Annotated in this window: 26 protein-coding genes and 1 pseudogene; 20 read left to right on the plus strand and 7 right to left on the minus strand. The window is 67.0% G+C overall.

The features are described from left to right. Positions 1-78 precede the first annotated feature (78 nt). The 13 genes and pseudogenes from ychF to ACW9PK_RS09635 all read left to right on the plus strand — a co-directional run bounded on the left by ychF (position 79) and on the right by ACW9PK_RS09635 (position 9199). Complete coding sequence (gene ychF, locus ACW9PK_RS09575) at positions 79-1164, plus strand: redox-regulated ATPase YchF (RefSeq protein ID WP_035965948.1); 1086 nt, start codon at positions 79-81, stop codon at positions 1162-1164. A gap of 33 nt (positions 1165-1197) precedes the next feature. Beyond that, positions 1198-1479 (plus strand): type II toxin-antitoxin system RelE/ParE family toxin, encoded by a 282-nt coding sequence (locus ACW9PK_RS09580; RefSeq protein WP_457015679.1) that lies wholly within the window; start codon positions 1198-1200, stop codon positions 1477-1479. After that, on the plus strand, positions 1466-1768 hold the full coding sequence (locus ACW9PK_RS09585; RefSeq protein WP_175985843.1) for a HigA family addiction module antitoxin: 303 nt from the start codon (positions 1466-1468) through the stop codon (positions 1766-1768). Before ACW9PK_RS09580 ends, ACW9PK_RS09585 begins: the two co-directional genes overlap by 14 nt. An 11-nt stretch (positions 1769-1779) precedes the next feature. Continuing rightward, positions 1780-2259 (plus strand): nucleotidyltransferase domain-containing protein, encoded by a 480-nt coding sequence (locus tag ACW9PK_RS09590; RefSeq protein WP_457015680.1) that lies wholly within the window; start codon positions 1780-1782, stop codon positions 2257-2259. 200 nt (positions 2260-2459) lie between these two features. Beyond that, positions 2460-3014, plus strand: a complete 555-nt coding sequence (locus ACW9PK_RS09595) for a GNAT family N-acetyltransferase (RefSeq protein WP_457015681.1) — start codon at positions 2460-2462, stop codon at positions 3012-3014. A gap of 6 nt (positions 3015-3020) precedes the next feature. After that, positions 3021-3191, plus strand: a pseudogene (locus ACW9PK_RS09600) (HigA family addiction module antitoxin); the annotation flags it as partial. A gap of 11 nt (positions 3192-3202) precedes the next feature. Further along, positions 3203-4012: an alpha/beta fold hydrolase gene (locus tag ACW9PK_RS09605; protein WP_457015682.1), complete on the plus strand. Its 810-nt coding sequence runs from the start codon at positions 3203-3205 to the stop codon at positions 4010-4012. A gap of 200 nt (positions 4013-4212) precedes the next feature. Beyond that, positions 4213-4605, plus strand: a complete 393-nt coding sequence (locus tag ACW9PK_RS09610) for a VOC family protein (protein WP_457015683.1) — start codon at positions 4213-4215, stop codon at positions 4603-4605. A gap of 389 nt (positions 4606-4994) precedes the next feature. Next, positions 4995-6263 carry an ATP-binding protein gene (locus tag ACW9PK_RS09615; RefSeq protein ID WP_457015685.1) on the plus strand — a complete coding sequence of 423 codons (1269 nt, stop codon included), beginning with the start codon at positions 4995-4997 and terminating at the stop codon, positions 6261-6263. A 148-nt stretch (positions 6264-6411) separates the two neighbouring features. Continuing rightward, positions 6412-6690 (plus strand): type II toxin-antitoxin system Phd/YefM family antitoxin, encoded by a 279-nt coding sequence (locus ACW9PK_RS09620; RefSeq protein ID WP_457015687.1) that lies wholly within the window; start codon positions 6412-6414, stop codon positions 6688-6690. Further along, complete coding sequence (locus ACW9PK_RS09625) at positions 6691-6945, plus strand: Txe/YoeB family addiction module toxin (protein ID WP_457015688.1); 255 nt, start codon at positions 6691-6693, stop codon at positions 6943-6945. A gap of 122 nt (positions 6946-7067) precedes the next feature. After that, complete coding sequence (locus ACW9PK_RS09630; RefSeq protein ID WP_457015689.1) at positions 7068-7604, plus strand: GNAT family N-acetyltransferase; 537 nt, start codon at positions 7068-7070, stop codon at positions 7602-7604. Positions 7605-7768: 164 nt separating this feature from the next. Beyond that, the gene (locus ACW9PK_RS09635) at positions 7769-9199 is read left to right on the plus strand and encodes an anion permease (protein ID WP_457015690.1); all 1431 of its coding nucleotides are present in this window, start codon (positions 7769-7771) and stop codon (positions 9197-9199) included. 86 nt (positions 9200-9285) lie between these two features. On the opposite strand, the gene ACW9PK_RS09640 is transcribed toward ACW9PK_RS09635, so the two are convergent. From ACW9PK_RS09640 to ACW9PK_RS09650, 3 genes are read right to left on the minus strand one after another with little or no spacing between them, the layout of a single operon-like run. Beyond that, positions 9286-10035, minus strand: coding sequence for a succinate dehydrogenase/fumarate reductase iron-sulfur subunit (locus ACW9PK_RS09640; RefSeq protein ID WP_457015692.1), 750 nt, complete (start codon positions 10033-10035; stop codon positions 9286-9288). A gap of 13 nt (positions 10036-10048) precedes the next feature. After that, positions 10049-12043, minus strand: a complete 1995-nt coding sequence (locus tag ACW9PK_RS09645; RefSeq protein ID WP_457015694.1) for a fumarate reductase/succinate dehydrogenase flavoprotein subunit — start codon at positions 12041-12043, stop codon at positions 10049-10051. After that, the gene (locus ACW9PK_RS09650; RefSeq protein ID WP_457015696.1) at positions 12043-12678 is read right to left on the minus strand and encodes a succinate dehydrogenase cytochrome b subunit; all 636 of its coding nucleotides are present in this window, start codon (positions 12676-12678) and stop codon (positions 12043-12045) included. The genes ACW9PK_RS09645 and ACW9PK_RS09650 overlap by 1 nt, the downstream gene beginning before the upstream one ends. Positions 12679-13281: 603 nt before the next feature. Between ACW9PK_RS09650 and ACW9PK_RS09655 the strand changes: the two genes are divergently transcribed. After that, on the plus strand, positions 13282-14880 hold the full coding sequence (locus tag ACW9PK_RS09655; protein ID WP_457015697.1) for an L-lactate permease: 1599 nt from the start codon (positions 13282-13284) through the stop codon (positions 14878-14880). A gap of 220 nt (positions 14881-15100) precedes the next feature. Further along, complete coding sequence (locus ACW9PK_RS09660; protein WP_457015699.1) at positions 15101-15460, plus strand: cupin domain-containing protein; 360 nt, start codon at positions 15101-15103, stop codon at positions 15458-15460. Between the two features lie 190 nt (positions 15461-15650). Here ACW9PK_RS09660 and ACW9PK_RS09665 read toward each other — a convergent pair whose 3' ends face one another. Beyond that, complete coding sequence (locus ACW9PK_RS09665) at positions 15651-16547, minus strand: alpha/beta hydrolase family protein (protein WP_457015700.1); 897 nt, start codon at positions 16545-16547, stop codon at positions 15651-15653. Between the two features lie 208 nt (positions 16548-16755). On the opposite strand from ACW9PK_RS09665, the gene ACW9PK_RS09670 reads away from it, so the two are divergent. From ACW9PK_RS09670 to ACW9PK_RS09680, 3 genes are all read left to right on the plus strand, one after another. Further along, on the plus strand, positions 16756-16974 hold the full coding sequence (locus ACW9PK_RS09670) for a hypothetical protein (RefSeq protein ID WP_286738549.1): 219 nt from the start codon (positions 16756-16758) through the stop codon (positions 16972-16974). Between the two features lie 16 nt (positions 16975-16990). Further along, positions 16991-17677, plus strand: a complete 687-nt coding sequence (locus tag ACW9PK_RS09675) for a histidine phosphatase family protein (RefSeq protein WP_457015701.1) — start codon at positions 16991-16993, stop codon at positions 17675-17677. Between the two features lie 413 nt (positions 17678-18090). Further along, positions 18091-18237, plus strand: a complete 147-nt coding sequence (locus ACW9PK_RS09680; protein WP_159450043.1) for a hypothetical protein — start codon at positions 18091-18093, stop codon at positions 18235-18237. Positions 18238-18408: 171 nt separating this feature from the next. Here the strand turns inward: ACW9PK_RS09680 and ACW9PK_RS09685 are convergent, their stop codons facing one another. After that, positions 18409-18873 (minus strand): hypothetical protein, encoded by a 465-nt coding sequence (locus ACW9PK_RS09685; RefSeq protein ID WP_457015702.1) that lies wholly within the window; start codon positions 18871-18873, stop codon positions 18409-18411. Between the two features lie 31 nt (positions 18874-18904). Further along, positions 18905-19522 carry a GAP family protein gene (locus ACW9PK_RS09690; RefSeq protein WP_457015703.1) on the minus strand — a complete coding sequence of 206 codons (618 nt, stop codon included), beginning with the start codon at positions 19520-19522 and terminating at the stop codon, positions 18905-18907. 116 nt (positions 19523-19638) lie between these two features. On the opposite strand from ACW9PK_RS09690, the gene ACW9PK_RS09695 reads away from it, so the two are divergent. Beyond that, positions 19639-20238 (plus strand): TetR/AcrR family transcriptional regulator, encoded by a 600-nt coding sequence (locus ACW9PK_RS09695; protein WP_457015704.1) that lies wholly within the window; start codon positions 19639-19641, stop codon positions 20236-20238. A gap of 62 nt (positions 20239-20300) precedes the next feature. After that, on the plus strand, positions 20301-20885 hold the full coding sequence (locus tag ACW9PK_RS09700; protein WP_457015705.1) for a hypothetical protein: 585 nt from the start codon (positions 20301-20303) through the stop codon (positions 20883-20885). Positions 20886-20895: 10 nt separating this feature from the next. On the opposite strand, the gene ACW9PK_RS09705 is transcribed toward ACW9PK_RS09700, so the two are convergent. Further along, positions 20896-21585 (minus strand): superoxide dismutase family protein, encoded by a 690-nt coding sequence (locus ACW9PK_RS09705; RefSeq protein WP_239320827.1) that lies wholly within the window; start codon positions 21583-21585, stop codon positions 20896-20898. Between the last annotated feature and the right edge of the window lie 118 nt (positions 21586-21703).

Raw genomic sequence — 21703 nt, forward strand, 5'->3', positions numbered from 1 at the left:
ATAGGACCTGCTGACGCGGGGACGGAACGTGCGCGGGCGGGCCCCCCGGCGGTCCGAGCACCGGTAGACTGGTCTGCCGTGGCTCTTACTATCGGAATCGTCGGTCTGCCGAACGTCGGAAAATCAACCCTGTTCAACGCGCTCACGCGCAACACGGTGCTCGCCGCGAACTACCCGTTCGCGACCATCGAGCCCAACGTGGGTGTGGTGAACCTGCCGGACGAGCGGCTGGACAGGCTCGCGGAGATGTTCGGTTCGCAGAAGATCGTGCCGGCCACGGTGTCTTTCGTGGACATCGCGGGCATCGTGAAGGGCGCGTCCGAGGGGGAGGGGCTGGGCAACCAGTTCCTGGCCAACATTCGTGAGGCGCACGCGATTGCCCAGGTCATCCGTGTGTTCGACGATCCGGACGTGGTGCACGTGGACGGGAAGATCGATCCCGCCTCCGACATGGAGACTATCAACACCGAGCTGATTCTGGCCGATCTGCAGACCCTCGAGAACGCCATTCCCAAGCTCGAGAAGCAGGTCAAGATCAAGAAGGGCTCGCCCGAGCAACTCGCGGCGTACCAGGCCGCGGAGAAGGTGCTGGCGGAGGGCCGCACGATCTTCGAGGCCGCCGGGCCGGAGAAGCTGGACACCGACAACCTGCGCGAGCTGAACCTGCTCACCGCCAAGCCGTTCATCTACGTATTCAACGCGGACGAGGGCGTGCTGTCCTCACCCGAGCGTCAGGCTGAGCTGGAGGCGCTGGTGGCGCCCGCGCAGTGCGTGTTCCTGGACGCGAAGCTCGAGGCGGATCTGGTGGAGCTCTCCGAGGAGGAGGCCCGCGAGATGCTGGAGATGGAGGGCCAGGACGAGTCCGGCCTGGACAAGCTGGCCCGCGTGGGCTTCTCCACCCTGGGCCTGCAGACCTACCTCACCGCCGGCCCCAAGGAGGCCCGCGCGTGGACCATCAACCAGGGCGACACCGCCCCCAAGGCCGCCGGGGTGATCCACTCGGACTTCGAGCGGGGCTTCATCAAGGCGGAGATCGTCTCCTACGACGACCTCATGGCCGCCGGGTCCATGGCCGACGCGAAGGCCGCGGGCAAGGTGCGCATGGAGGGTAAGGAGTACGTGATGCAGGATGGGGATGTGGTGGAGTTCCGATTTAACGTATAGCGTTATTGACGCTCCGCGTTATACACTGGCCTCGTGATCAGATCGTTCGGCAGCAAGGACACCGAGCGTCTGTGGCGTCGTGAGCGCGTGCGGTCCATCGATCCCAGGATCCATCGGGTTGCTCTGCGCAAGCTGCGTCAGGTGGGGTCGGCGGAGGTGCTCGACGACCTTCGCGTCCCGCCGGGCAACCGGCTCGAAGCACTGAAGGGTGATCGGGTCGGGCAGAACAGCATCAGGATCAACGACCAGTGGCGAATCTGCTTCGTGTGGACGGATGCTGGGCCAGAGGAGGTGGAGATCGTTGACTATCACTGACAGGATCGAGCCGATACACCCTGGAGAGGTCCTCATGGAGGACTTCATCGAGGGGTTCGGGATCACTCAGAACAAGCTCGCCGTGTCGATCGGGGTGCCGCCGCGTCGGATCAATGAGATCGTGCACGGCAAGCGGGGGATCACCGCGGACACCGCGTTGCGGCTGGCGAAGTACTTCGGCACGTCGGCTGAGTTCTGGATCAACCTGCAAAGCCACTACGAGCTGGATCGCGCAGAGGATGCTGCAGGGGATCAGATCGCGTCGATCACGCCGCTGCAGGTCGCGTGATGTCTGGAGGGATGGACGCCGAGGAGGTCGTCCGAGTCGTCGACTGGCTCGACGAGCGCTCTGTCGTGTACCAGGTGAACGGCGGCTGGGCTGTCGATGCCTTGGTCGGATCCCAGTCCAGAACGCACGGAGACCTGGACCTCTTCGTCGACGCTGGACAAGTCGACACCCTCATCGAGTGGCTGTCCGGTCGCGGGTACGAGGTCGTCGAGGATTGGCGACCGATTCGTGTGGAGCTGCGATCGGGCGATCGGGCTGTCGACATCCACCCGATGACGCTGGACGCAGCCGGTGACGGTGTCCAGAGGGGGTTCGGGGACGAGACCTTCGCCCATCGTGCGCGCGATCGTGCTGCGGGGATGATTCGTGGTCGCCCAGTGGTCGTAGCGACTGCGGCGAGGCTCGTGGAGTTGAGGTCAGGATATGAGCTCCGGCCTGAGGACCATCACGATCTCGAGTTGCTCTGGGAGCTGGGTGACGGCAGAGGATGAGCGACGTCGACGCGTCTCGACCGAAGATGGTTCTCCATGCCGGAACTCGGTGGAGTTTCGCTTTTCGATCTAACCTCTGAAGCTGCAACTCCTCTTGATCGAGGCTCTTCAGGGTGGCCTGCGCGAGGTCGGCCAGCGGCACGTCTGCGATTTGAGATGTTGACCAGACGCCCGATGACGACGGCCCTAGGCTTGGGGGCATGCCAGAAGTCGCGATCGAGATCGTTGCGCACGAGGAACTGACGTCCAGTGACCTCGAGGGATTGCGACGACTCTTCGATGCCGAGTACCTGGATGACTTCGGTGAGTGGGACCCCGATATGCCGTACGGGTATGCGCCTCACGCCCTTCATGTCATCGCGCGGAGAGGCGGGGAGATCGTCGGTCATGTTGGCTGGGCGAGGCGGACGATAGCCGTCGGCGGTACTGAGATCGAGATCGGCGGTGCGGGGGGAGTGCTGATCTCTGATGCTATGAGGGGTGAGCGCGTCGGGAGTCGGCTCATGAGCGCTGTTGCGGAGTCGATGAGGGGAACCAACGGCGTCGCATTTGGGTATCTCGGTTGTCGTGAAGAGGTGGTCTCGTTTTACGCCTCGTGCGGCTGGACTCGGATCTCTGCTGAGGAGCGTTCGATCGATACGTCTGGCCGACCTCGCGAAGACCCGCCCGGCCAGCCGTTGCTGATCCTGCCGGTTGAGGGTGAGATCGCCGATTGGCCGGTGGGTGCGGTCGACCTGCGGGGTCGGGCCTGGTGATCGGTCGTAATGCACGGCAAGCGCGGAATCAGTGAGGACACAGCTATCCGGCTCGCGCGCTACTTCGGCACGTCCGAGGAGTTTTGGATGAACTTACAGTCGAACTATGAGCTGCGGCTCGAGCGTCGAGCGCTGCGCGACATGGTCGCGGCGATCACGCCATTGCACTTGACATGATGGACCGCACAGTGTTGCGCCCCGACAGCGTCTGGATCGCGGTCACCGACCTCGGTGGCGATGGCCCCACCGTCGTACTGTTGCACGGCCTCGCGGGGAGTTCACGCGAACTGTTGCCCACGGCGCATGCGCTACCGGGCTATCGTGTGCTGCTCATAGACCAGCGGGGGCACGGCGCGAGCACGCGGCTTCCCGATGATCTGTCGCGCGAAGCCTTCGTCGGAGACGTCGTCGCAGTGATTGAGGAACTCGTCCCTGGGCGGCGGGCGACGCTTGTCGGGCAGTCGATGGGAGCCCACACCGCGTTCCTTGTCGCGGCGGCGAGGCCAGACCTGGTCGAGGGGCTCGTGATGCTGGAAGGGCACGTGGCGGGCAACGGTGATCCGGGAGAGGCTGCCGGACTCGGCAGCTACTTCGAGTCCTGGCCGGTGCCGTTCGAAGACGAAGCTGCCGCGCGGGGGTTCCTCGGTGATGACGCGATCGTCAATGCCTGGGTGGCCGACCTTCTTCAGACCGATGATGGCCTGGTACCGCGCTTCGATGCCTCGGTCATGCAGCGCACGATCGAGGCCGTCCATGAGCCGCGCTGGCAGGAGTGGGAGGCTCTGCAGGTTCCCACGCTCGCGGTCTTCGCAAAGCATGGGATGTTCAGCGATGCCGATAAGGACGAACTGGTCCGGCGCAGGCCCGAAACGCAGAGAGTAGATCTGGCCGACGGCAGCCATGACGCCCACCTTGACGCCTTCGACGAGTGGACCGATGTGCTCCATCACTGGCTGTCCCGCGATCAGACCGGGCCGTTGCGACCCAGCGGCCGCTGAGGTTGCTCCGTGCCGGAACGTGGTGGAGTTTCGTTTTGCCGCATAACCTCCGGTTGCGCGTGGTGTCATGCGCTTCCTCTGCGTCTGGTCACCGCGTTGCTGCCCTTGTCCATGTCCTCCCGGGTCCGCTCGTGCCGGTGGACAGCTGGATGACGACCCTGCGAGCCGATCCGCGAGACGCGTTGCCATACGATTGAGCGGTGACGACTCCTATACGCCGCGAGATCGGCCAAGTCTTCATGCCGGTGCGGGACATCCACCGCTCTGCCGACTGGTACGGCAGACTGCTCGGTGCGGAGGTGTCCCTGCCTTCGCATGACGACACGATCGTCGACGTCCCGATGGAACCGGGCCCCGGCCTTGCTCTGGACGCGAACGCGCCGTTCACGCCGGACGGTCCGCCACGCTTCTTCTGGTGGGCCGATGACCTCGGCGCAGTAGTGGCGCATGTGCGCGATCTCGGGGCCGAACTCGCCTCGGACGTCGTCGACATCGGGAGCGTGGCCTTCGTCCAGTTCCGGGATCCTGACGGGAACCTGCTCATGGTGTGCGCTCGAACGGCGGGCGACGAGTCAGCTCGCACCGTTGTCTGACCGCCGGTGAGCGACGGCGCGGCTCATCAGTGCTGGCCCGCACAACGACAGTGGCGGTAGAGATTGCTCGGTGTCGGAATGGGGTGGAGTTCAGGTTCAACGTGTGAGCTGAACTGTCTTTGGAGCGTAAGCGACTTCCGTTCCAGCGTGAGGACTGTCCCCCGCTGGAGCGTTGCGGGGCTTGCCCCATCCTTGGCCGGGCGAGTGATGTCGGAGCAGCGGAGCCTGGGTCTGAATTGCTCGAACGACGGGTGTGTGAGCCTCGCCCCGGCGGGTCAGAGCGCGATGTCCGTCAAGGTGGCCAGTTCAATGCCAACCTGGCGGCGTTCTGTTGAGTTCAGGCCATGCGTTTTGTCTAGTGCGACACCTGCTAACGGTATGATTAAGCCATGTCGTACACCCGTCGCGTCGTGGACCTCGAGCTGGATGATCTCTTTGGCGAGGTGGCGGCCCTCGCGCTGGACGGCCCCAAGGCCGTAGGCAAGACCACGACGGCGGAACAACGGGCGGCTGGGCTGGTGAAGCTGGACTCTAAAGCCGTTCGGGAGCCTGTCGCAGCGGATCCGCAGATCATTCTCCGCCGCCCGCGTCCGCTCCTCATCGATGAATGGCAGAAGATGCCAGAGGTGTGGGACGTTGTTCGCCGCGCCGTGGATGAGGACGCCGTGGGCGGGCAGTTCCTGTTGACCGGCAGTGCGAGTCCCCAGGACGGAACCGTGCAGCACTCGGGAGCCGGCCGGATCGGTCGCCTGCGCATGCGTCCGATGACGCTCGCCGAGCGTGGTCTGGAAACACCAACCGTGAGCCTCGGCGCTGTTCTGGCCGGACGTGACTCCATCCAGGGCGAGTCAACGATGGGGCTGCCCGAATACGTGGAGGAGATCGTTGCGTCGGGTTTCCCGGGGATGCGCGGCCTGAGCGCCCGCGCCCGGGGCTTCCAGCTCGATTCCTACTTGCGCAACGCGGTGGAGCGTGACGTGCCGGAACAGGGCCTGGCCGTCCGTCGCCCGGAGGCCATGATGGCCTGGCTGCGAGCGTATGCTTCCGCCACTTCGACGACGGCGAGCTACTCCCAGATTCTCGATGCGGCGACCCCTGGTCATAGCGACAAGCCGGCACGGGCGACCGCCGAGTCCTACCGCCAGGTGCTCGCCTCGTTGTGGCTTCTCGACCCTGTGCCGGCCTGGACCCCGACCGGCAGTCCGATGACTCGCCTCGGGCAGGCTCCGAAGCACCACCTGGCCGATCCTGCTCTGGCAGCTCGCCTCCTCGGCCTGGGCGCTGACGCACTGCTGGGCGGCAAAGGGGAGCCACTTCGTCCCCAGGCGGGTTCCATGCTGGGGACGCTCTTCGAATCGTTGGTGACATTGTGCGTCCGTGTCGCTGCCCAGGCCGCGGAGGTCGACGTCGCACACCTGCGGACGCGCAACGGCGACCATGAGGTGGACCTCGTGGTCGTGCGGCCCGACGGCGGGGTTGTTGGGGCGGAGGTGAAGCTCGCGGCGGCTATCAGCGACTCCGACGGCAAGCACCTGCGCTGGCTGCGCGATCAGCTGGGATCACGTTTCGTGGATGGTCTGATCATCACGACGGGTCCGACCGCCTATCGGCGGCGGGATGGTATCGCCGTGGTGCCCCTGGCCCTGTTTGGCCCCTGAGGAACGAAGCAGCCTGAACCGAATTGTCTGAGGGCGTCGGCAACGTCCCCAGTGAAGGAAGCCCATGCCTGATCGTCGTCATGCGGACCACGCCAGGAGGTTGACTGGTACTATAAACTGGTACCAGTCAACGTAGGGAAGGTACTCCATGTCCATCAGCGCAAGCGAGGCCCGCAAGACTCTCTTCCCGCTCATCGAGCGCGTGAACGAGGACCAAGAAGCCATCGAGATCGTCTCTCGGAAGGGCAACGCGGTGCTCATGCCCGCCGACGAGTACGCGGCGTGGCAGGAGACCGCCTACCTGTTCCGGTCGCCGTCGAACGCCCGCAGGCTTCTCGACGCCTACGATCGTGCCCGCGCCGGGAAGGCCCGGGTCCACGAGCTCGACCGTTCCGACGAGCCGTCCAGCCAGGCTCGGGACGTCTGAATGCGGCTGGCCTGGGACGAGGCCGCCTGGGAGGACTACATGTACTGGCAGACCGCCGACCGGAGAATCCTCAAGCGGATCAACCTGCTCATCGATGCCTGCCTGTGCGAGCCGTTCGAGGGCATCGGCAAGCCGGAGCAGTTGAAGTACGGGGCGCGGGGCTCGTGGTCGCGGCGCATCAACGAGGAGCACCGGCTCGTCTACCTCGTGACTGGTGAGGATCTCGTGATCTTGCAGGCTCGATACCACTACTGAGCCGGGCTGAACTGTCGTTGTTCGGAGCAGCCGTGTCAGGTGACTTTGCTGCCGTCGTTTAAGCCGCATCTCTGGGAAGCCCGCGAGGCTTGTCCGACCATTGACTGGTGAGGAATGTTGCCGTGCCCGATGAAGCCCTGTTCCTTCGTAGATTGCGACAGTCCGATGCCTCAGCCGTGTTCGAAGCCTTCGCCTCCAACCTCGACATGGCCCGTCAAGGCGTGGTCACTTCGGCCGAGGAAGCGTCGGCGTACGTCGCCCGCCTCGTGAGCCCGGACTCGCCCCACGAACCCTGGGCCGTCGTTGAGTCCGACGCACTGATCGGCCTCGTCTGCGTCACGGTGGACGAGGACAACCGGAACGGGTGGTTCTGGTACTGGATGACCGACCGAGCGCGCGGCAGGGGAGTCATGAGCCGCGCCGCAGCCACGGTCGCCGAGTGGTCCCTCGCGGAGCGCGGACTGGAGCGCCTGGAACTCGGCCACCGCGTCAACAACCCGGCCTCCGGCGTCGTCGCGAGAAGAGCTGGTTTCGTCAAAGAAGGAACCCAGCGTCAGAAATTCCTGGTGGACGGAGAACGTCTCGACGCCGACATCTACGGTCGGCTGAAATCAGACCCGCACCCGACCTTTGACCCAGTGACCATAGTCACCCGATGAACGGTGACGGGAATCACCAGACCGGTCGCCTCCACATGACCAGGGAGCCGTATTTTCGCTGGCCACGGGCCTAAAATTGAGGGGAGAAGAGTCTCACACCGGAGCGACACTCGGAGGCGGAAATGTCCGGCCATCAGGTTGATTCCACCCACGAATCCAGAACCATGAGCCGGGGCACCGTCTCGATGCTCTGGAAGTTCGGACTGATGGTGCTGGTGGGCGCGGTGATCTTCTTCATCCCGGCACCCGAGGGCGTGGACCCCCGCGGCATGCACATGCTCGGCATCTTCGTCGCGACCATCCTGGGGCTCATCCTGCAGCCTCTGCCCACCCCGTCGGTGGCGCTGATCGGTCTGGCCACGGCCATGATCACCGGTGCCATGGATGTCAAGAGTGGGGAGGCGCTGAGCGGATTCTCCAACTCCGCCGTGCTGCTCATCGTCGCGGCGTTCTTCATCGCGGACGGCTTCTTGCTCACCGGGCTGGGGCGCCGCGTGGCCCTGATGTTCCTCAGGGTCCTCGGCAAATCGCCCCTGGGCATCGCCTACGGCATGGCGGTCACGGACCTCCTGCTCGCACCGGCCACCCCGTCCAACACGGCTCGCGCGGGTGGTGTGATCTACCCGATCGTCCGCTCCGTCGCGGAGGTCCAGGGCTCCACCCCGGACACCGACGAGTCCCGCAGGAAGCTCGGCTCCTACCTCACGTTCACCGCTGCCCACGTCAACGTGGTCACCAGCGCCATGTTCATCACGGCCATGGCCGGCAATCCGCTGGCCGTGGCTTCCGCCGAGAAGCTCGGCGTGCACATCTCCTGGGGCCAGTGGGCCCTGGCCGCGCTGATCCCCGGCCTCGTGAGTCTGGCGGTGGTCCCGTGGCTGCTCATGAAGGTCTACCCGCCCACGCTGAAGAGCACGCCGGAAGCACCCACCATGGCGCGCAGCGAGCTGCAGAAGATGGGGTCCATGACTCGCGGTGAGATCATCATGGCGGCCACGTTCGTGCTGCTCCTGGTGCTGTGGGTCTTCGGCACGGCCATTGGCGTCAACGCCACCACGGCGGCCTTCGTCGGCATCGCGGTGCTGCTCGTGACCAAGGTGCTCACCTGGAACGACATGGCCAAGAACGGCTCCGCCTGGAACACCCTGATCTTCTTCGCGGTCCTGGTGGGCATGGCGGAAAACCTGAACAACCTGGGAGTCATCACCTGGATCGGCTCGGTGGTTTCCGGTGCCGTCGGCGGCATGTCCTGGCCGGTCGCCTTCGCCATCCTGGCGCTCGTGTACTTCTACGCGCACTACATGTTCGCCTCGAACACCGCGCAGATCGTCGCCATGTACGGCGTGTTCCTGGGCGCGGCCATCACCGCCGGTGCCCCGCCGATGTTTGCGGCCCTCGCTCTCGGCTTCATCGGCAACCTCTTCGGCGCCATCAGCCACTACGCGTCCGGCCCGTCCGGCGTGGTCTACGGCTCCGGGTACATCAAGGTCTCCGAGTGGTTCAAGGTCGCCTTCATCATGTCCGTCGCGATCATTGTCATCTGGACCGTCGTGGGCAGCGGCTGGATGTGGATCCTCGGCGACCTCGCCATATAGTCTGCCCGGCAAACCCTCCCCGTACGACGACGCTCGGTGCCCTCACAGGGGCACCGAGCGTCGTCGTCTGTCGTCGGGGGAGCGGGTCAGTCGTCCTTGTTGCGCAGCACCTGCCGCAGCTTCTCCCGGTTGAGCCCGGCGATCGCGGTGAGCGGGATGCCCGCGGGGCACACCTCCGCGCACTCGCCGTAGACCGAGCACGGACCGAACTCCTCCTCGGCCGCACGCGTGATGCCTTTGGCCCGGCGGCCACGCTCCTGGGAACTGGAGGGCAGCGTGGCCAGGTGCATCGTCTTGGACCCGGCGAACAGCTGCGCGGAACCGTTGGGGCACGCGGCCACGCACGCACCGCAGCCGATGCACGCTGCCAGGTCCAGCGCCCACTCCGCGGCCTCGTGGGACACCGGGATGGCGTCCGCGTCCGGGGCGGTGCCCACGGAGGTGGAGACGAAACCACCGGCTTCGATCACTCGGTCCAGCGCGCTGCGGTCCACCGCGAGGTCCTTGACCACGGGGAACGCGCCGCTGCGGAACGGTTCGAGCTGCACGGTCGCGCCGTCCTCGAAGGAGCGCAGGTGCTGCCGGCAGGACGGCGTCTTCTCCTGGGGGCCGTGGGGTCTGCCGTCCACAGTCACGCCGCACGCCCCGCAGATGCCCTCGCGGCAGTCCGAGTCGAACGCGATCGGCTCCTCGCCATGGGTAACGAGGTCGTCGTTGAGCTTGTCGAGCGCCTCCAAGAGGGAGAACTCGGGTCCGACCTCCTCCAGCAGGTACTCCTCGAAGTGCCCCTCCTCGGCGCCGGACTCCTGACGCCAGACTTTCAACGTGAGTTTCATGAGGATGGTCCTCTCATCGGTAGTCGCGGGTCTCGGGCGGGACGCTGGGGAACTCCAGGGGCTCCTGGTGCCTGATGTAGCGCGGTCCCGTTTCGCCGGTCTCGCCGGAATCAGCACGCTCCCACGCGGACGCGAACAGCCAGTGCTCGTCGTCGCGCTGGGCCTCGCCGCCCTCGGTCTGGTGCTCCTCGCGGAAGTGCGCGCCGGCGGACTCGTCCCGGTCCAGCGCGTCCAGGCACATGAGCTCGGCCATATCCAGGTAGTCGGCCACACGGCCGGCGCGCTCGAGCTCCTGGTTGAAGCCGTCCGGGCGCCCCTGCACCCGCAGGTCGCTCCAGAACTCCCTGCGCAGCTCCTGGATGCCTCGCAGACCCTCGGCCAGCCCCTCGGCGGTGCGCGTCACCCCGCACTTCTCGTACAGTAGGTCGCCCAGTCGGCGGTGGAAGCGCTCCGGGCCCTGCGTGCCGCCGATGTCGACCAGCGCCTGCACGTCCGCCTCGGCCTCGGCAACCGCGGCCCGCACGACGTCGTCGTCCGGTGAGAGCTTCGGCTTGCTCAGCAGCGGTGCCAGGTAGTTGGGCACCGAGTAGGGGAGCGTGAACCACCCGTCCACGCACGCGGAGAGCAGCGAGTTGGCGCCCAGGCGGTTGGCGCCGTGGTAGCCCCAGCCGGCCTCGCCGCCCACGAACAGCCCGGGGATCGACGTCATCATGTCGTAGTCGCTCCACAGCCCGCCCATGGCGAAGTGCGCGCCGGGCGCAATGCGCATGGGCTCCTCGTACGGGTCCTCGCCGGTGGCGTCCGAGTACATCTCGAAGAGGTTGCCGTAGCGCTCGGCGATCACCGTCCGTCCGAGCCGCTCGATGGCGTCCCGGAAGTCGAGGTAGACGGAGTTCTTCAGCGGCCCGACGCCGCGGCCCGCGTCGATCTCGGTGCGCGCGGCCCGGCTGGCGACGTCGCGCGGTGTGAGGTTGCCGAAGGCCGGGTACCGGCGTTCGAGGTAGTAGTCGCGCTCGTCCTCGGGAATCTCGTTCGGGGGCCGGTGGTCCCCGGCCTTCACGGGAACCCAGATTCGGCCGTCGTTGCGCAGGGACTCGCTCATGAGAGTGGTCTTCGACTGCCACTCGCTGGAGACCGGCAGGGCTGTGGGGTGGAACTGGATGAAGCACGGGTTGGCGAACAGCGCGCCGCGCCGATGAGCCCGGAATGCGGCGGTGACGTTCGAGTTCTTGGCCAGCGTGGAGCGGTAGTAGACGTTGCCGTAGCCGCCGGTGGCGAGCACCACGGCGTCCCCGGTGACCGCCGAGATCTTCCCGGTCACGAGGTCGCGCACCACGATGCCCTGGGCGCGGCCCTCCACGACGATGAGGTCCAGCATCTCCGTGCGAGTGTGCAGGTTCACCTGTCCCGTGGAGACCTGCCGCAGCAGCGCCTGGGCGGCGGCAACCTGCAGCTGCTGACCGGTCTGCCCGCGCGTGTAGTAGGTCCGGGAGACCTGCACGCCGCCGAACGAGCGGGTGGCCAGCCCGCCCCCGTACTCGCGGGCGAAGGGCGCGCCGATCGCGTTCATGTGGTCGATGACCCGGATGCTCTCCTCGGCCAGCCGCCAGGCATCGGCCTCGCGGCCGCGGAAGTCGCCGCCCTTGACGGTGTCCTTCACGAACCGGGCGATCGAGTCGTTGTCCACCGTGCGGGCGCGTGCGGCATTGATGCCACCCTGGGCGGCCACCGAGTGGGCGCGGCGCGGGGCGTCGTGGAAGGTGAACGACTCCACGTTGTAGCCGAGTTCGCCCAGGGCCGCCGCCGCACCTGCACCGGCGAGTCCGGTGCCCACGACGACCACGGTGAACTTCCGACGGTTGAGCGGGCCCACCATGCGGTAGTGCAGCCGCCGGTCCGCCCACATCTGAGACGGGGGCACGTCCGAGCCCAGGCCAGGGAGGTCCGAACCCACGGTGCGCAGCTCGTCCAGCAGGGCGTGCGGCTGGGTGGTCGAGGATGCCGTCATCACTGAATCACTCCCAGGAGAACCAAGACGGGGATCGAGATGTTGCCCAAGCAGATGGCCATGGCGACCAGCCCCGCCACCCACGCGGCGAGCTGCCGCAGCCGCCTGCCGGTGGCGCCGAGGTCGTTGGCGGCGGTCCACGTCCCGTGGGCCACGTGCACGGTGAGCACCAGCATGGTGAGCATGTAGAAGAGGGCCACGACGGGCCGCTGGAAACTGGCGACCAGATTGGCGTACGCCGATCCGCTCTCGAACGCCCCGGATGCGGCCGGCTGAACACCCAGCGTGAGGTCCAGGATGTGGAAGATCACGAACAGCAGGATCACCAGGCCGGTCCCGAGCATCGAGCGCGCCATCAGGGCGTCGCCCCGGCGCAGCCCGGTGCGTTTGAACGGCCCGCGGGCTCGACGGGCGCGCGTCCACAGCAGGAGCCCGCAGCCCACGTGCAGCACCAGGCTGATCAGCAACACGACGCGCAGCACCCACAGGACACCCTCGTAGGGCATGAGCGGCATCAGGATCTCGCGCAACCAGTGTGCGTAGTGGTCGAACTCCTCCTGGCCGCGGAAGATGTGCAGATTGCCGTACATGTGCACGAACACAAATCCGACGAAAATAAGACCGGTGACGGCCATGGTGGTTTTCGCGGCGAAGTTCGACACCGGCAGCCGTGTGCGCGGCGGGGCTGACGTGCGTTGTTTTCGCTGAATGGTCGCCGTCATCGTTGTCCCTCGTCAGTGGGTGAGCCGAGTGCTGAACTCCGGGAGTTCATCGCCCTCAATTCTACGCCGGGAGGGGTATCGCGGGACGCGTTCCGAGGCGTTTCCGGTACTGCCGCCAGAAAGGGTTGTGGCGGGTGCCGAGGGCATTGAGAATAACTAAGGTTTGCCTATCGTAATTTCACAGTGTGGGTATTTTTACGGTGTTCCGTTCCCACTCGCGGGGTTCCGGACCCAATGGGCGGCTGTGCCGCTCCCCAGGGGGTCCGCAGCCGGGTGTCCCACTTCTCACCTGTCACTCTCCGCGGAGGGTTCCCGCCCGAACTGCCCGGTTCAGGACTAGCGTTGACCCTGTGATCAAGGCGTCGCTGCGGCGCGTGGCAGGCGGTGGTACGAGGGTCCGCTGGCTCCCGGAACCCGCCCCGCTGCGCGACCGGCGGCCGACGACGGCGCGCACCGCGGCGACGTCGCGAGCCCGCCTTGAGGACTGCTCACCCGCCGGACGTCGTGGAGGCTCCAATGTGGACCCAATCTCTTGACACCCTGGGCAGCCTGCCCCTCACCGCGCTCGTGGCCGCGATCCCGATAGTCGTGTTCCTGGCCTGCATGATGCTGTTCAAGCTCACGGGGCTGACATCGGGGCTCATTGCGCTGGTGGTGCAGATCCTGGTGGCACTGCTCGTGTTCCACATGCCCGTCTCCGCCGCGGCCGGTGCAGGTCTGCTGGGGTTGCTGACCGCGCTGTGGCCCATCGCGTACATCATCGTCATGGCGGTGTGGCTGTACCGGCTGAGCGTGCGCTCGGGCCACTTCGACGTGATCCGCTCCTCGATCGCCGCGGTCTCCGCTGACCAGCGCGTGCAGGTGCTGCTCATTGCGTTTGCGTTCGGCGCGTTCCTGGAGGGCGTGGCAGGCTTCGGCGTGCCCATTGCGATCTGCGCGGCACTGCTCGTGCAGCTGGGGTTCCCGCCCGTGCGCGCCGCAGTGCTGTGCCTCGTGGCCAACGTGGCCGCCGGTGCCTACGGCGCCATTGGCGTGCCCGTGCTCGTGGGCGCGCAGGTCACCGGCATGGAGACGCAGGAACTCTCGCGAGCCCTCGTGCTGCTGCTCCAGCCGCTCACGTTCCTCGTTCCGTTCCTGCTCGTGTGGATGGTCGACGGGGTGCGCGGCCTGCGCGAGGGCTGGCTCCCGGCGCTCGTCTCCTCGGTGGTCTTCTGCGCGGTGCAGGGTGGCCTGCTGTGGTTCATGGGCCCCGAGCTGGCAGATCTCGCGGCCGGCCTGCTGGCCATGGTCGCCCTGTTCGCGGTGTGCCACGTGTGGTCCCCGCGCCGGATCTCGCGTGCCCCGGAGGCACCCGAGACCGCTGAGGCCAGCCATCCCGCGAGCGAGGTGATCCGCGCGTGGAGCCCCTTCTACATCCTCACCGCCGTGATCCTGCTGTGGTCCGTCCCCGCCGTGCAGAACCTCTTCACCAAGGGTGCGCTGAGCTTCACGACCTTCAAGGTGCCCATGCCCGGGCTCACCGGTCACGTGACCACCGCCGCCGGAACGGTCGTCAATGCCACCTGGACCTTCTCGATCCTCGGTGCCACCGGAACGGCCATCCTGATCGCGGTGCTCATCACGTTCTTCACCACCCCGCAGCTGCACACCAAAGAACTGGGGGAGGAGCTGGCGGGCGCCCTCAAGGCACTGGGCCCGGCCATCCTGCTCATCGCCGTGATCCTGGTGCTCGCGAACATCGCCAACTACTCCGGCGGCTCCACCGCCATGGGCACCGCGCTGGCCGCCGTCGGTCCCATTTTCCCGCTCATCGCCCCGGTGATCGGCTGGATCGGCGTGTTCCTCACGGGCTCGGTGGTCAACAACAACACCCTCTTCGCGCCGCTGCAGGTGGCGACGGCGCAGGGCATCGGCGCCGCCCCGTCCCTCCTCGTGGGGACCAACACGGCAGGCGGTACCACCGCAAAGGTCATCTCCCCGCAGTCCATCGCGATCGCCTCCGGCGCGGTGGGTCTCAACGGGCGGGAGAGTGAGATCATGCGCGGCTCCATCGCCTACAGCCTGGGCATGCTCGCGGTGGTGTGCGTGTGGACGTTCGTGCTGGCCCTCGTGTGAGCAACCCTCGGATGAGTGTCTGAGGGAGGCGCGTCCTCAGGCGGGCCACGACCTCCTCGTGGGTGGGCCGTTCGGTGCATCGGGTCAGCTGGGAGGTGCCGCAGGAGGAGAGCGACTGCTTTTCGGCGGTTCCGGCCGAGTGAACCCTCATTGATCCAATATCTTGCGCATAATATGCTGATTATGTTTCGAACAATTCACGGAGGGGACCTGAGAAGCGATGGCGCACCACTCGTTCGAGCACACCACCCACCACGGCTCCGGGAGCGGAGTCGCCACCCTTTCAGAGCTGGTCGGCCGCAGCGAACCCCGTCCGGGCCGCCCCAGTGCTGCCACGGTGGTGGAGGAGGATGGCGTCAAGGTGGTCGCCTTCGAGTTCCACGAGGGCGACGAGCTCCACGAGCACGCCGCACCGCACCCGGCGCTGATCCAGGTGGTCCGGGGGAGCGTGGATTTCCAGCTCCCGGAGGGTCCCGTGCAGCTGCGGCCGGGCCAGGTGCTGCACCTCACGGAGGGGCTGCTGCACGCCGTGAGGGCCCTCGAGCCCACGACGCTGTCCGTCACACTGCTGCGGCACTGATCCCGCTGCTGCCCGTGCCGTTCGGTCTCATCACCGTGGTGCTCATGCTGACCGTGGCGGTCCTCGTGCGGCGCCAGCCGGTGGACAGGCCCACGCCCATGCACCGACCCGTCAACGCCTGAGCGCCCAGGGCGACGTCGCGGCTGCCCTTCTCCACCCGGCGCGTGCAGTCCCGGGAAGCCGGGGCCGTTCAGCCCTGGGGTGACGGCGTGGTGAGCCAGTCCATGAGGCCCGGCCACACGGCGTTGGCGGCGGAGCGGCGGAACAGGCCGTGGTGGCCAATGCGCGGAACGCCCAGCTGCTGCGGGGTGAACATGTGGTGCTCCACCGCGGCGGAGGTGAGCCGCCCGGTCAGGGCCCTCATCTGCGCGGGGCTGGCCCAGGGATCGTCGGAGGCGCCGAGCGCGAGCACATCCTGGGTGACCGCGGCCGCGCGGCCCGTCGCGTCCATGGACGGGTCGTCGAAGAAGTAGCCGGGACGCCGTGCCCACGACCCCCACTCGACCATCGCGGCTGTGGGCATGTTTTCTCCGATGCCGAGCCGCTTGCCGGGCATGTACCCCAGGGTCCGGCTCAGTGCCGGGCCCACGACATGCAGCATGGCGGCCACGCGCAGCTGCTCCTTCCGCGGGGCGATCGTGCGGGTGTGCGCCAGGTGGGAGGAGACCACCGCGAACCGGTCGAGGCCCTCGAGCCCGTGGCCGAGGACCATGGCGTGCCCGCCGATGCTGTGACCCACGGCGTGCAGTGAAAACCCGGGGAACCGTGCGCGGTTCCAGGCGGCCACGGCGGGGACGTCCCCGCCCATCCAGTCGCGCATGCGTAGGTGCGGGTTCTTCCGGGGTTCGCCGGAGCGGCCCGTGCCGCGGTAGTCATAGGTCACCGCCGCGAGACCGCGGCCCGTCACGTACTCGGCGAACCCGGCGTAGAACCGTTCGGGCGTTGCGGTGGCGGGGTGGATGACGACGACGCCGCGCGGCTCGCCCTCGGGCAGCCACAGCGTGCCCGCCACGGCGTCCAAGGCGACGGGAATGCTCAGGTTTTCGCGGCGGATGCCGGCTCCGGGGGAGTTCCGGTGGTCAGACATAGAAGTTACTCTAGGGTATTCCCAGCGGCTCAGCCCTGGGCCGTCACAGTGACGGTGGCTCATGTCGCACCCAGGGACGCCACGTCCGTCTCGGGGGCGGAAGAGTCAGTGACAATCGGGTGGAGCTCCGCGCGAGCGCAGCCTGAAGGACGCGCTCGGCACCTCCGCGGGCACCGCGGCCGTCGCCTGCGGTGCCTTCTCCGCAACCATGACGATCGGCCGTCTGCTGGCAGACCGGGTCGTGGAGTGGCTCGGCTCCGGGGCGGTCCTGCGCTACGGGGCGTCCCGCCCCTCGCACCCGGTGAGCAGCGTGACGGCCAGTACGGCCAGGGTCGCTCCTCGGCCCGCGGTCGTGGTGCGTGGCTCAGCGGATTCCTCCCTGAGCTACCGTGGACCGGGTAGGACCTCCAAGACCCCCGGCAACTGAAAAGGGGCATATCCCCGTGCGACTCATCCTGGTGCGTCATGGCCAGACCTCCTCCAACGTGGGCCATCACTTGGACACCGCCGCATCCGGCGCGGACCTCACCGACCTGGGGCGTGAGCAGGCGCGGGCCCTCGTGCAGGCGCTGGCGGGTGAGCCCATCAGTGCGATCTACGCCTCCAACCTCGTGCGCACCCAGCAGACGGCCGCCCCGCTCGCGGATGCGCGCGAGTTGTCGACCGAGATCCGTGAGGGTCTGCGTGAGATCGGTGCCGGGGATTTGGAAATGGCCAACGACCACGATTCGATCGAGACCTATCTGGAATCAGCGTTGAGCTGGGCGGATGGCGGCCTTGATTCGAGGATCCCCGGGTCGGACGAGAACGGCCACGACGTCATGGCGCGCTTCGACGCCATCGTCGAGGAAGCGTCCACTGCTCTGGCACCGGACCGCGTGGCTGTTCTCGTGTCGCACGGCGCCGTCATCCGTGCGTGGTGTGCGCTGCGGTGCGCCAACCTGGACCGCAAGTTCACGGCGACCAACGGATTGTCGAACACGGGCGTCGTCGTGCTCGACGGCGAGCCCGGCGCATGGCGCGTGCTCACCTGGCAGGACCAGGCCGTGGGCGGGCCCGCACTGCAGGATCCGGAGTCTGACGGCGCCGCCGCCGAGGAACTCGATGGGGCAGAAAGCTCCGGCAGCTGAGAACACACAGCCTCACGGGGCGCGGTGGGAGACCACAATGAAGCATGACGATCGACTCATTGCGCGCCGTTTACGATCGCACCCGGATGGTCGGCTGGGACTTCTCAGGTTGGAAGGCCGACTGACCGCTACTGAGCCACCGTGGGATGTCGAGGCGGACTGTCTCGCGGCCGTGCGCAGTGCGTCCCGATCAGTGGACCTCGGGACCAGGGGTGGCGAACGGTTGGGAACGCTGCTCGCGGGAACCCGCGTCGGAAGCCGAGGTTGCGCATGGAGTTGAAGAAAGTGTTCATGGCCACAACAGCACTCACAGCCGCCAGGGCAAGAGCGGCAACCGCCCCGCCCCATGTCACTTTCCCCCGAACTCTCCGCGACCTGCCAGACTTTAACTCCGACCACACGAAGGGAAGATCATGGAAAACACGCCCAAAACTCAGCCCAGCAACCCGCAGAAGGGCACCCCGTGGGGGCTCATTCTGATCGTGCTCGCGTTCCTGCTGGCCACCGCCATGGTGATCGGCGTGGGCGTCGTGTCCCTGGACATTGGCTTCGGAGGCTGACGACCTCGTAGTTCGCCTCCCTTTCCTCGGCCTCAAGCGGTACATCTGGCGACGGCAGACGGTCACCTGGAACGCGAAGGTGGCCGTCTGCCGTCGTCGTACTGCCGTTAGAGATCGGGCAACGCCATCAACGGCGCGGGGGCTCGGAGTGTGCTGGGAACGGCGGGACTTCTACAACCGCGACAGCTTCTCGCCGAGTTGCTCCTGTTCCTCGGGCGGGACGCTGATCCCGCTGGTCCGCTCGGCCTCCTGATGGAGGTCACCGCTCATCACGTCGCCCAGTTGCATGGCGCGCAGGTTGAACTCGTCCACCGCCTGGATGAGGGCATTCGCGTGCCGGGGTGTCCAGCGGCGGTTCGGGTCCAGGCGGTAGAGCAGCAGCGTGCGGATCAGGTCCCCGGGCAACCCTTCCTCGGCAATGTGGGTGCGCGCGCTGACCAGCCACGTGACCAGTAGGACCGCCACGAAGAGGACACCGAGCCAGCCGATCACGGGGAAGACCTTGGTCACGAGCTCGGTGAACGGCAAGAAACTCAGCCCGAACCTGACCAGCGTGACCGCGATGAACACGAGCCGCCCCCACCGGGCATGCCAATGTAGTACACCGACGTACTGCACCGAGCGGCGTTCGATCACTTCCGGGGGTCCTCCGCAGACAAGGGGGGGGTCAGTTCATCACGGCGGACAATCCACTCCCGGCCATCCATACCCCTACGATCGCCGCGATCCACAGAAGCGTGACCTTCGCTTCCCGCTCGAGCGTGGGGACGATCCTCTCGAGGCGCGGCCAGATCCGCTGGCCGGCCAATGCTGCAGCCACGATGAGCACGAGCGCGGGCAGGATCATCACGACGCAGTAGGCAGCGAGCAGGGCCAGTCGCAGCGACCAGCCGATGTCCATACTCGTGATGATCCCGTTGGCCGCGAGATAGGGGACCATCGTGGCGGCTTCCGTGAGAGCAGCGCCGGCACCGAGGGCGACCATGGCACCGGGATGCAGGGACCTGGGCGGTGCGCGGTGCCCCTCGCGCTTCACGGGGTCCGGTGCGAAGATCCCGTACGCGAGCAGACCCAGCCCGGCGACCACCTTGAACCACTGGGCGGGCTCGCTGTCCCAGATCCTCCCGGCCACGTCGGAGAGGAGGTCGAACCCCAGGGCGATCGCGATCCCCAGGAAGAAGTAGAGGAGCACCACGGCCGCGAAGTAGAAGAACAGCGGGACCGCGTCCACGCGCCGCCGGGAGATCACGAGGACCAGGGGGATCACCAGGGTCCCGAGGCTCATGCTGTCGAGAAGAGCTAGTCCGAGCAGTGCGAGAAGGTCACCCATGTGTGCCGCCTTGTCTCGTACGAACGTATGTCATACCGCAACCATACACTTGTATGAGAGGGGGTGGTCAGATGCCACAGGAGAACGAGAGTCGCGGGATGATCCCCGCCCGGGTCATGATCGCGGAAGCGGCGATCCGCGTGATCGCCCAGCAAGGTTTCGACGTGGTGAGCGTGCGCACCGTGGCCCAGGAGTCCGGGATCTCCCCCGGGACCGTTCAATACCACTACAAGACGCGGCGGGATCTGCTGCTCGCCGCCCTCGAGAGGTCCGTGGAGCGACAAACCCAGCGGGTCATGGCTGCGCGCGGTCAGAACGGCTATCGGGCATCCCTCGCTCGCACCCTGCGTGAACTCCTGCCATTGGAGGGCGTGCGGAGGGAGGACGCTGCCGTGTGGGTCAGCTTCGGGGCGGCCGCCTCCACCCGGGACTGGCTCGCGAGCGTGTACTGGCAGAACCTGCAGATCTTCCACGAGGGTGTCCTGAACGTCCTGCGGCGGGCCCAGGAGGACGGGAAGCTACATGAGGGGCTGACCCCGGACACCGCCGCGCCCCTGGTCACGGCACTCGTGAACGGGTTGGCCCTGGATCACCTCAACGCACCCGAATCCGTTCGGGAGGGCACCGAACAGGCCCTCGATCGGGGGCTGTCGTTGATCCTCACGGACTGAGCCTCCTCAACGCCGTCGCGTCCCAACCCACCGTGTCAGGGCCCGTGCGTAGGGTCGGAGGCATGATCCCCCACGACACGAGACTGCGCCGCCATGCCCCCTTGATAGTGCTGGAGGTGCTCCTCGTGGGGACGCTGATCTTCGAGATCGCCCGGGAGAACGGCCCGGCCGTGTTCTTGCTGTCCGCACTCGTCCTCGCGGCGCTCGTCCCGCTCGCCCTGGAGCCGATCGCCTGCGCCACCATCCCCGTGACCCTACAACTGCTGTACGCGGTGCTGTTGTTCGGCGGGGCGTTCCTGGGAACGTACTTGCACGTCTACGGTGTGTGGACGCCGTGGGACACCGTGGTCCACTTCTTCTCGGGAATCCTGATCGCGCTGGGCGCCGATCACGCATGGCGCATCCTGTCCCGGCGGCATGGTTTCGCCCTGCCCACGTGGCTGTGGGGGCTCGCAATCGTGTCGTTCAGCGCCTTCATCGCGTTCCTGTGGGAGGTCGCCGAGTTCGTCACCGATCTGGTCTCGGAGAGCAACGCTCAGGTGAACAACCTGGACACCATGACCGACATGATCGCGGGCACAATGTCCGCGCTGGTCGTCGTGGTCATCCTGGCGCTCACCCGGGCGGGGGGTCGAACGTCCGTGTGACGAGGACGGGTTACTCGATCACACCGCACGCCAGGCGGCTGCCGGCGTCACCCGTGGAGCGGGTGTCCTCATCCGGTCCCTCCGGGGCGTAGCGCTCGGGGATGTTCGCGTAGTTGTCCGGGCCGGAGTGGATCATCAGCGCGGAGCCGTTGTCGTCCCGCAGGTTCTCGGCCGTGAGCCGGTCCGTCTCGAACGACATGGCCGCCCGCCCGGATTCCGTCACCAGCAGCGCGGGAAGGTCACCCGCATGCTCCGGATGGCGAGCGTCGTCGCCACCCAGGTGCCCGCCGGCGGACAGGAATGCGCCGGTCTCGGAGGGATCGTCCGGTGCGGAACTCTCCGCCTCGCACACGCCATTGCCGTGCACGTGCAGGCCGTAGTACCCCGGTTCCAGACCGGAGAACTCGACCGAAACCCGCATCGCATCCTGGTCGGCCTCGGTGAACTGCGCGGTGCCGACCTCCATTCCCTCGGCATGACGCACCGTGGCGGTGGCCAGGGGACCCGGGCTCGACGCCGCCGTCGCGGCCCCCTGCCCACCCGTCGGATCCGCGGTGGTGGCGTCATTGCCCTCGCCGCACGCAGCCAGTGTCAGCATGCCCGCGAGCCCCAGGAGAGCCAGTCCGCCGCGGGCTCGGAAGGGGCGATGGGTGGTGGGTGGCTCGTCGGTGGCCGGGGGTGTCATTGCGCTCGCGTTCATGGCATCTCCTCATCGTCGGTCCGTTGGGCCGGCGAGGATCGTGATGCCGACCATGCAACGGAGGTGGCTCTTCCACCGTACACATGACGAGGGTCACAATCGGGAGTATTGCCAGGTG

This window comes from Kocuria sp. MNB10 (assembly GCF_054073685.1).

Excerpts from the sequence above, each read along its gene's own strand:
- ACW9PK_RS09590 (WP_457015680.1), top strand. The coding sequence starts at position 1,780 with ATGGACGCCGAGGAGGTCGTCCGAGTCGTCGACTGGCTCGACGAGCGC.
- ACW9PK_RS09595 (WP_457015681.1), top strand. The coding sequence starts at position 2,460 with ATGCCAGAAGTCGCGATCGAGATCGTTGCGCACGAGGAACTGACGTCC.
- ACW9PK_RS09615 (WP_457015685.1), top strand. The coding sequence starts at position 4,995 with ATGTCGTACACCCGTCGCGTCGTGGACCTCGAGCTGGATGATCTCTTT.
- ACW9PK_RS09620 (WP_457015687.1), top strand. The coding sequence starts at position 6,412 with ATGTCCATCAGCGCAAGCGAGGCCCGCAAGACTCTCTTCCCGCTCATC.
- ACW9PK_RS09625 (WP_457015688.1), top strand. The coding sequence starts at position 6,691 with ATGCGGCTGGCCTGGGACGAGGCCGCCTGGGAGGACTACATGTACTGG.
- ACW9PK_RS09635 (WP_457015690.1), top strand. The coding sequence starts at position 7,769 with ATGAGCCGGGGCACCGTCTCGATGCTCTGGAAGTTCGGACTGATGGTG.
- ACW9PK_RS09640 (WP_457015692.1), bottom strand. The coding sequence starts at position 10,035 with ATGAAACTCACGTTGAAAGTCTGGCGTCAGGAGTCCGGCGCCGAGGAG.
- ACW9PK_RS09645 (WP_457015694.1), bottom strand. The coding sequence starts at position 12,043 with ATGACGGCATCCTCGACCACCCAGCCGCACGCCCTGCTGGACGAGCTG.
- ACW9PK_RS09650 (WP_457015696.1), bottom strand. The coding sequence starts at position 12,678 with ATGGCCGTCACCGGTCTTATTTTCGTCGGATTTGTGTTCGTGCACATG.
- ACW9PK_RS09655 (WP_457015697.1), top strand. The coding sequence starts at position 13,282 with ATGTGGACCCAATCTCTTGACACCCTGGGCAGCCTGCCCCTCACCGCG.
- ACW9PK_RS09660 (WP_457015699.1), top strand. The coding sequence starts at position 15,101 with ATGGCGCACCACTCGTTCGAGCACACCACCCACCACGGCTCCGGGAGC.
- ACW9PK_RS09665 (WP_457015700.1), bottom strand. The coding sequence starts at position 16,547 with ATGTCTGACCACCGGAACTCCCCCGGAGCCGGCATCCGCCGCGAAAAC.
- ACW9PK_RS09670 (WP_286738549.1), top strand. The coding sequence starts at position 16,756 with ATGACGATCGGCCGTCTGCTGGCAGACCGGGTCGTGGAGTGGCTCGGC.
- ACW9PK_RS09680 (WP_159450043.1), top strand. The coding sequence starts at position 18,091 with ATGGAAAACACGCCCAAAACTCAGCCCAGCAACCCGCAGAAGGGCACC.
- ACW9PK_RS09690 (WP_457015703.1), bottom strand. The coding sequence starts at position 19,522 with ATGAGCCTCGGGACCCTGGTGATCCCCCTGGTCCTCGTGATCTCCCGG.
- ACW9PK_RS09695 (WP_457015704.1), top strand. The coding sequence starts at position 19,639 with ATGCCACAGGAGAACGAGAGTCGCGGGATGATCCCCGCCCGGGTCATG.
- ACW9PK_RS09700 (WP_457015705.1), top strand. The coding sequence starts at position 20,301 with ATGATCCCCCACGACACGAGACTGCGCCGCCATGCCCCCTTGATAGTG.
- ACW9PK_RS09705 (WP_239320827.1), bottom strand. The coding sequence starts at position 21,585 with ATGAACGCGAGCGCAATGACACCCCCGGCCACCGACGAGCCACCCACC.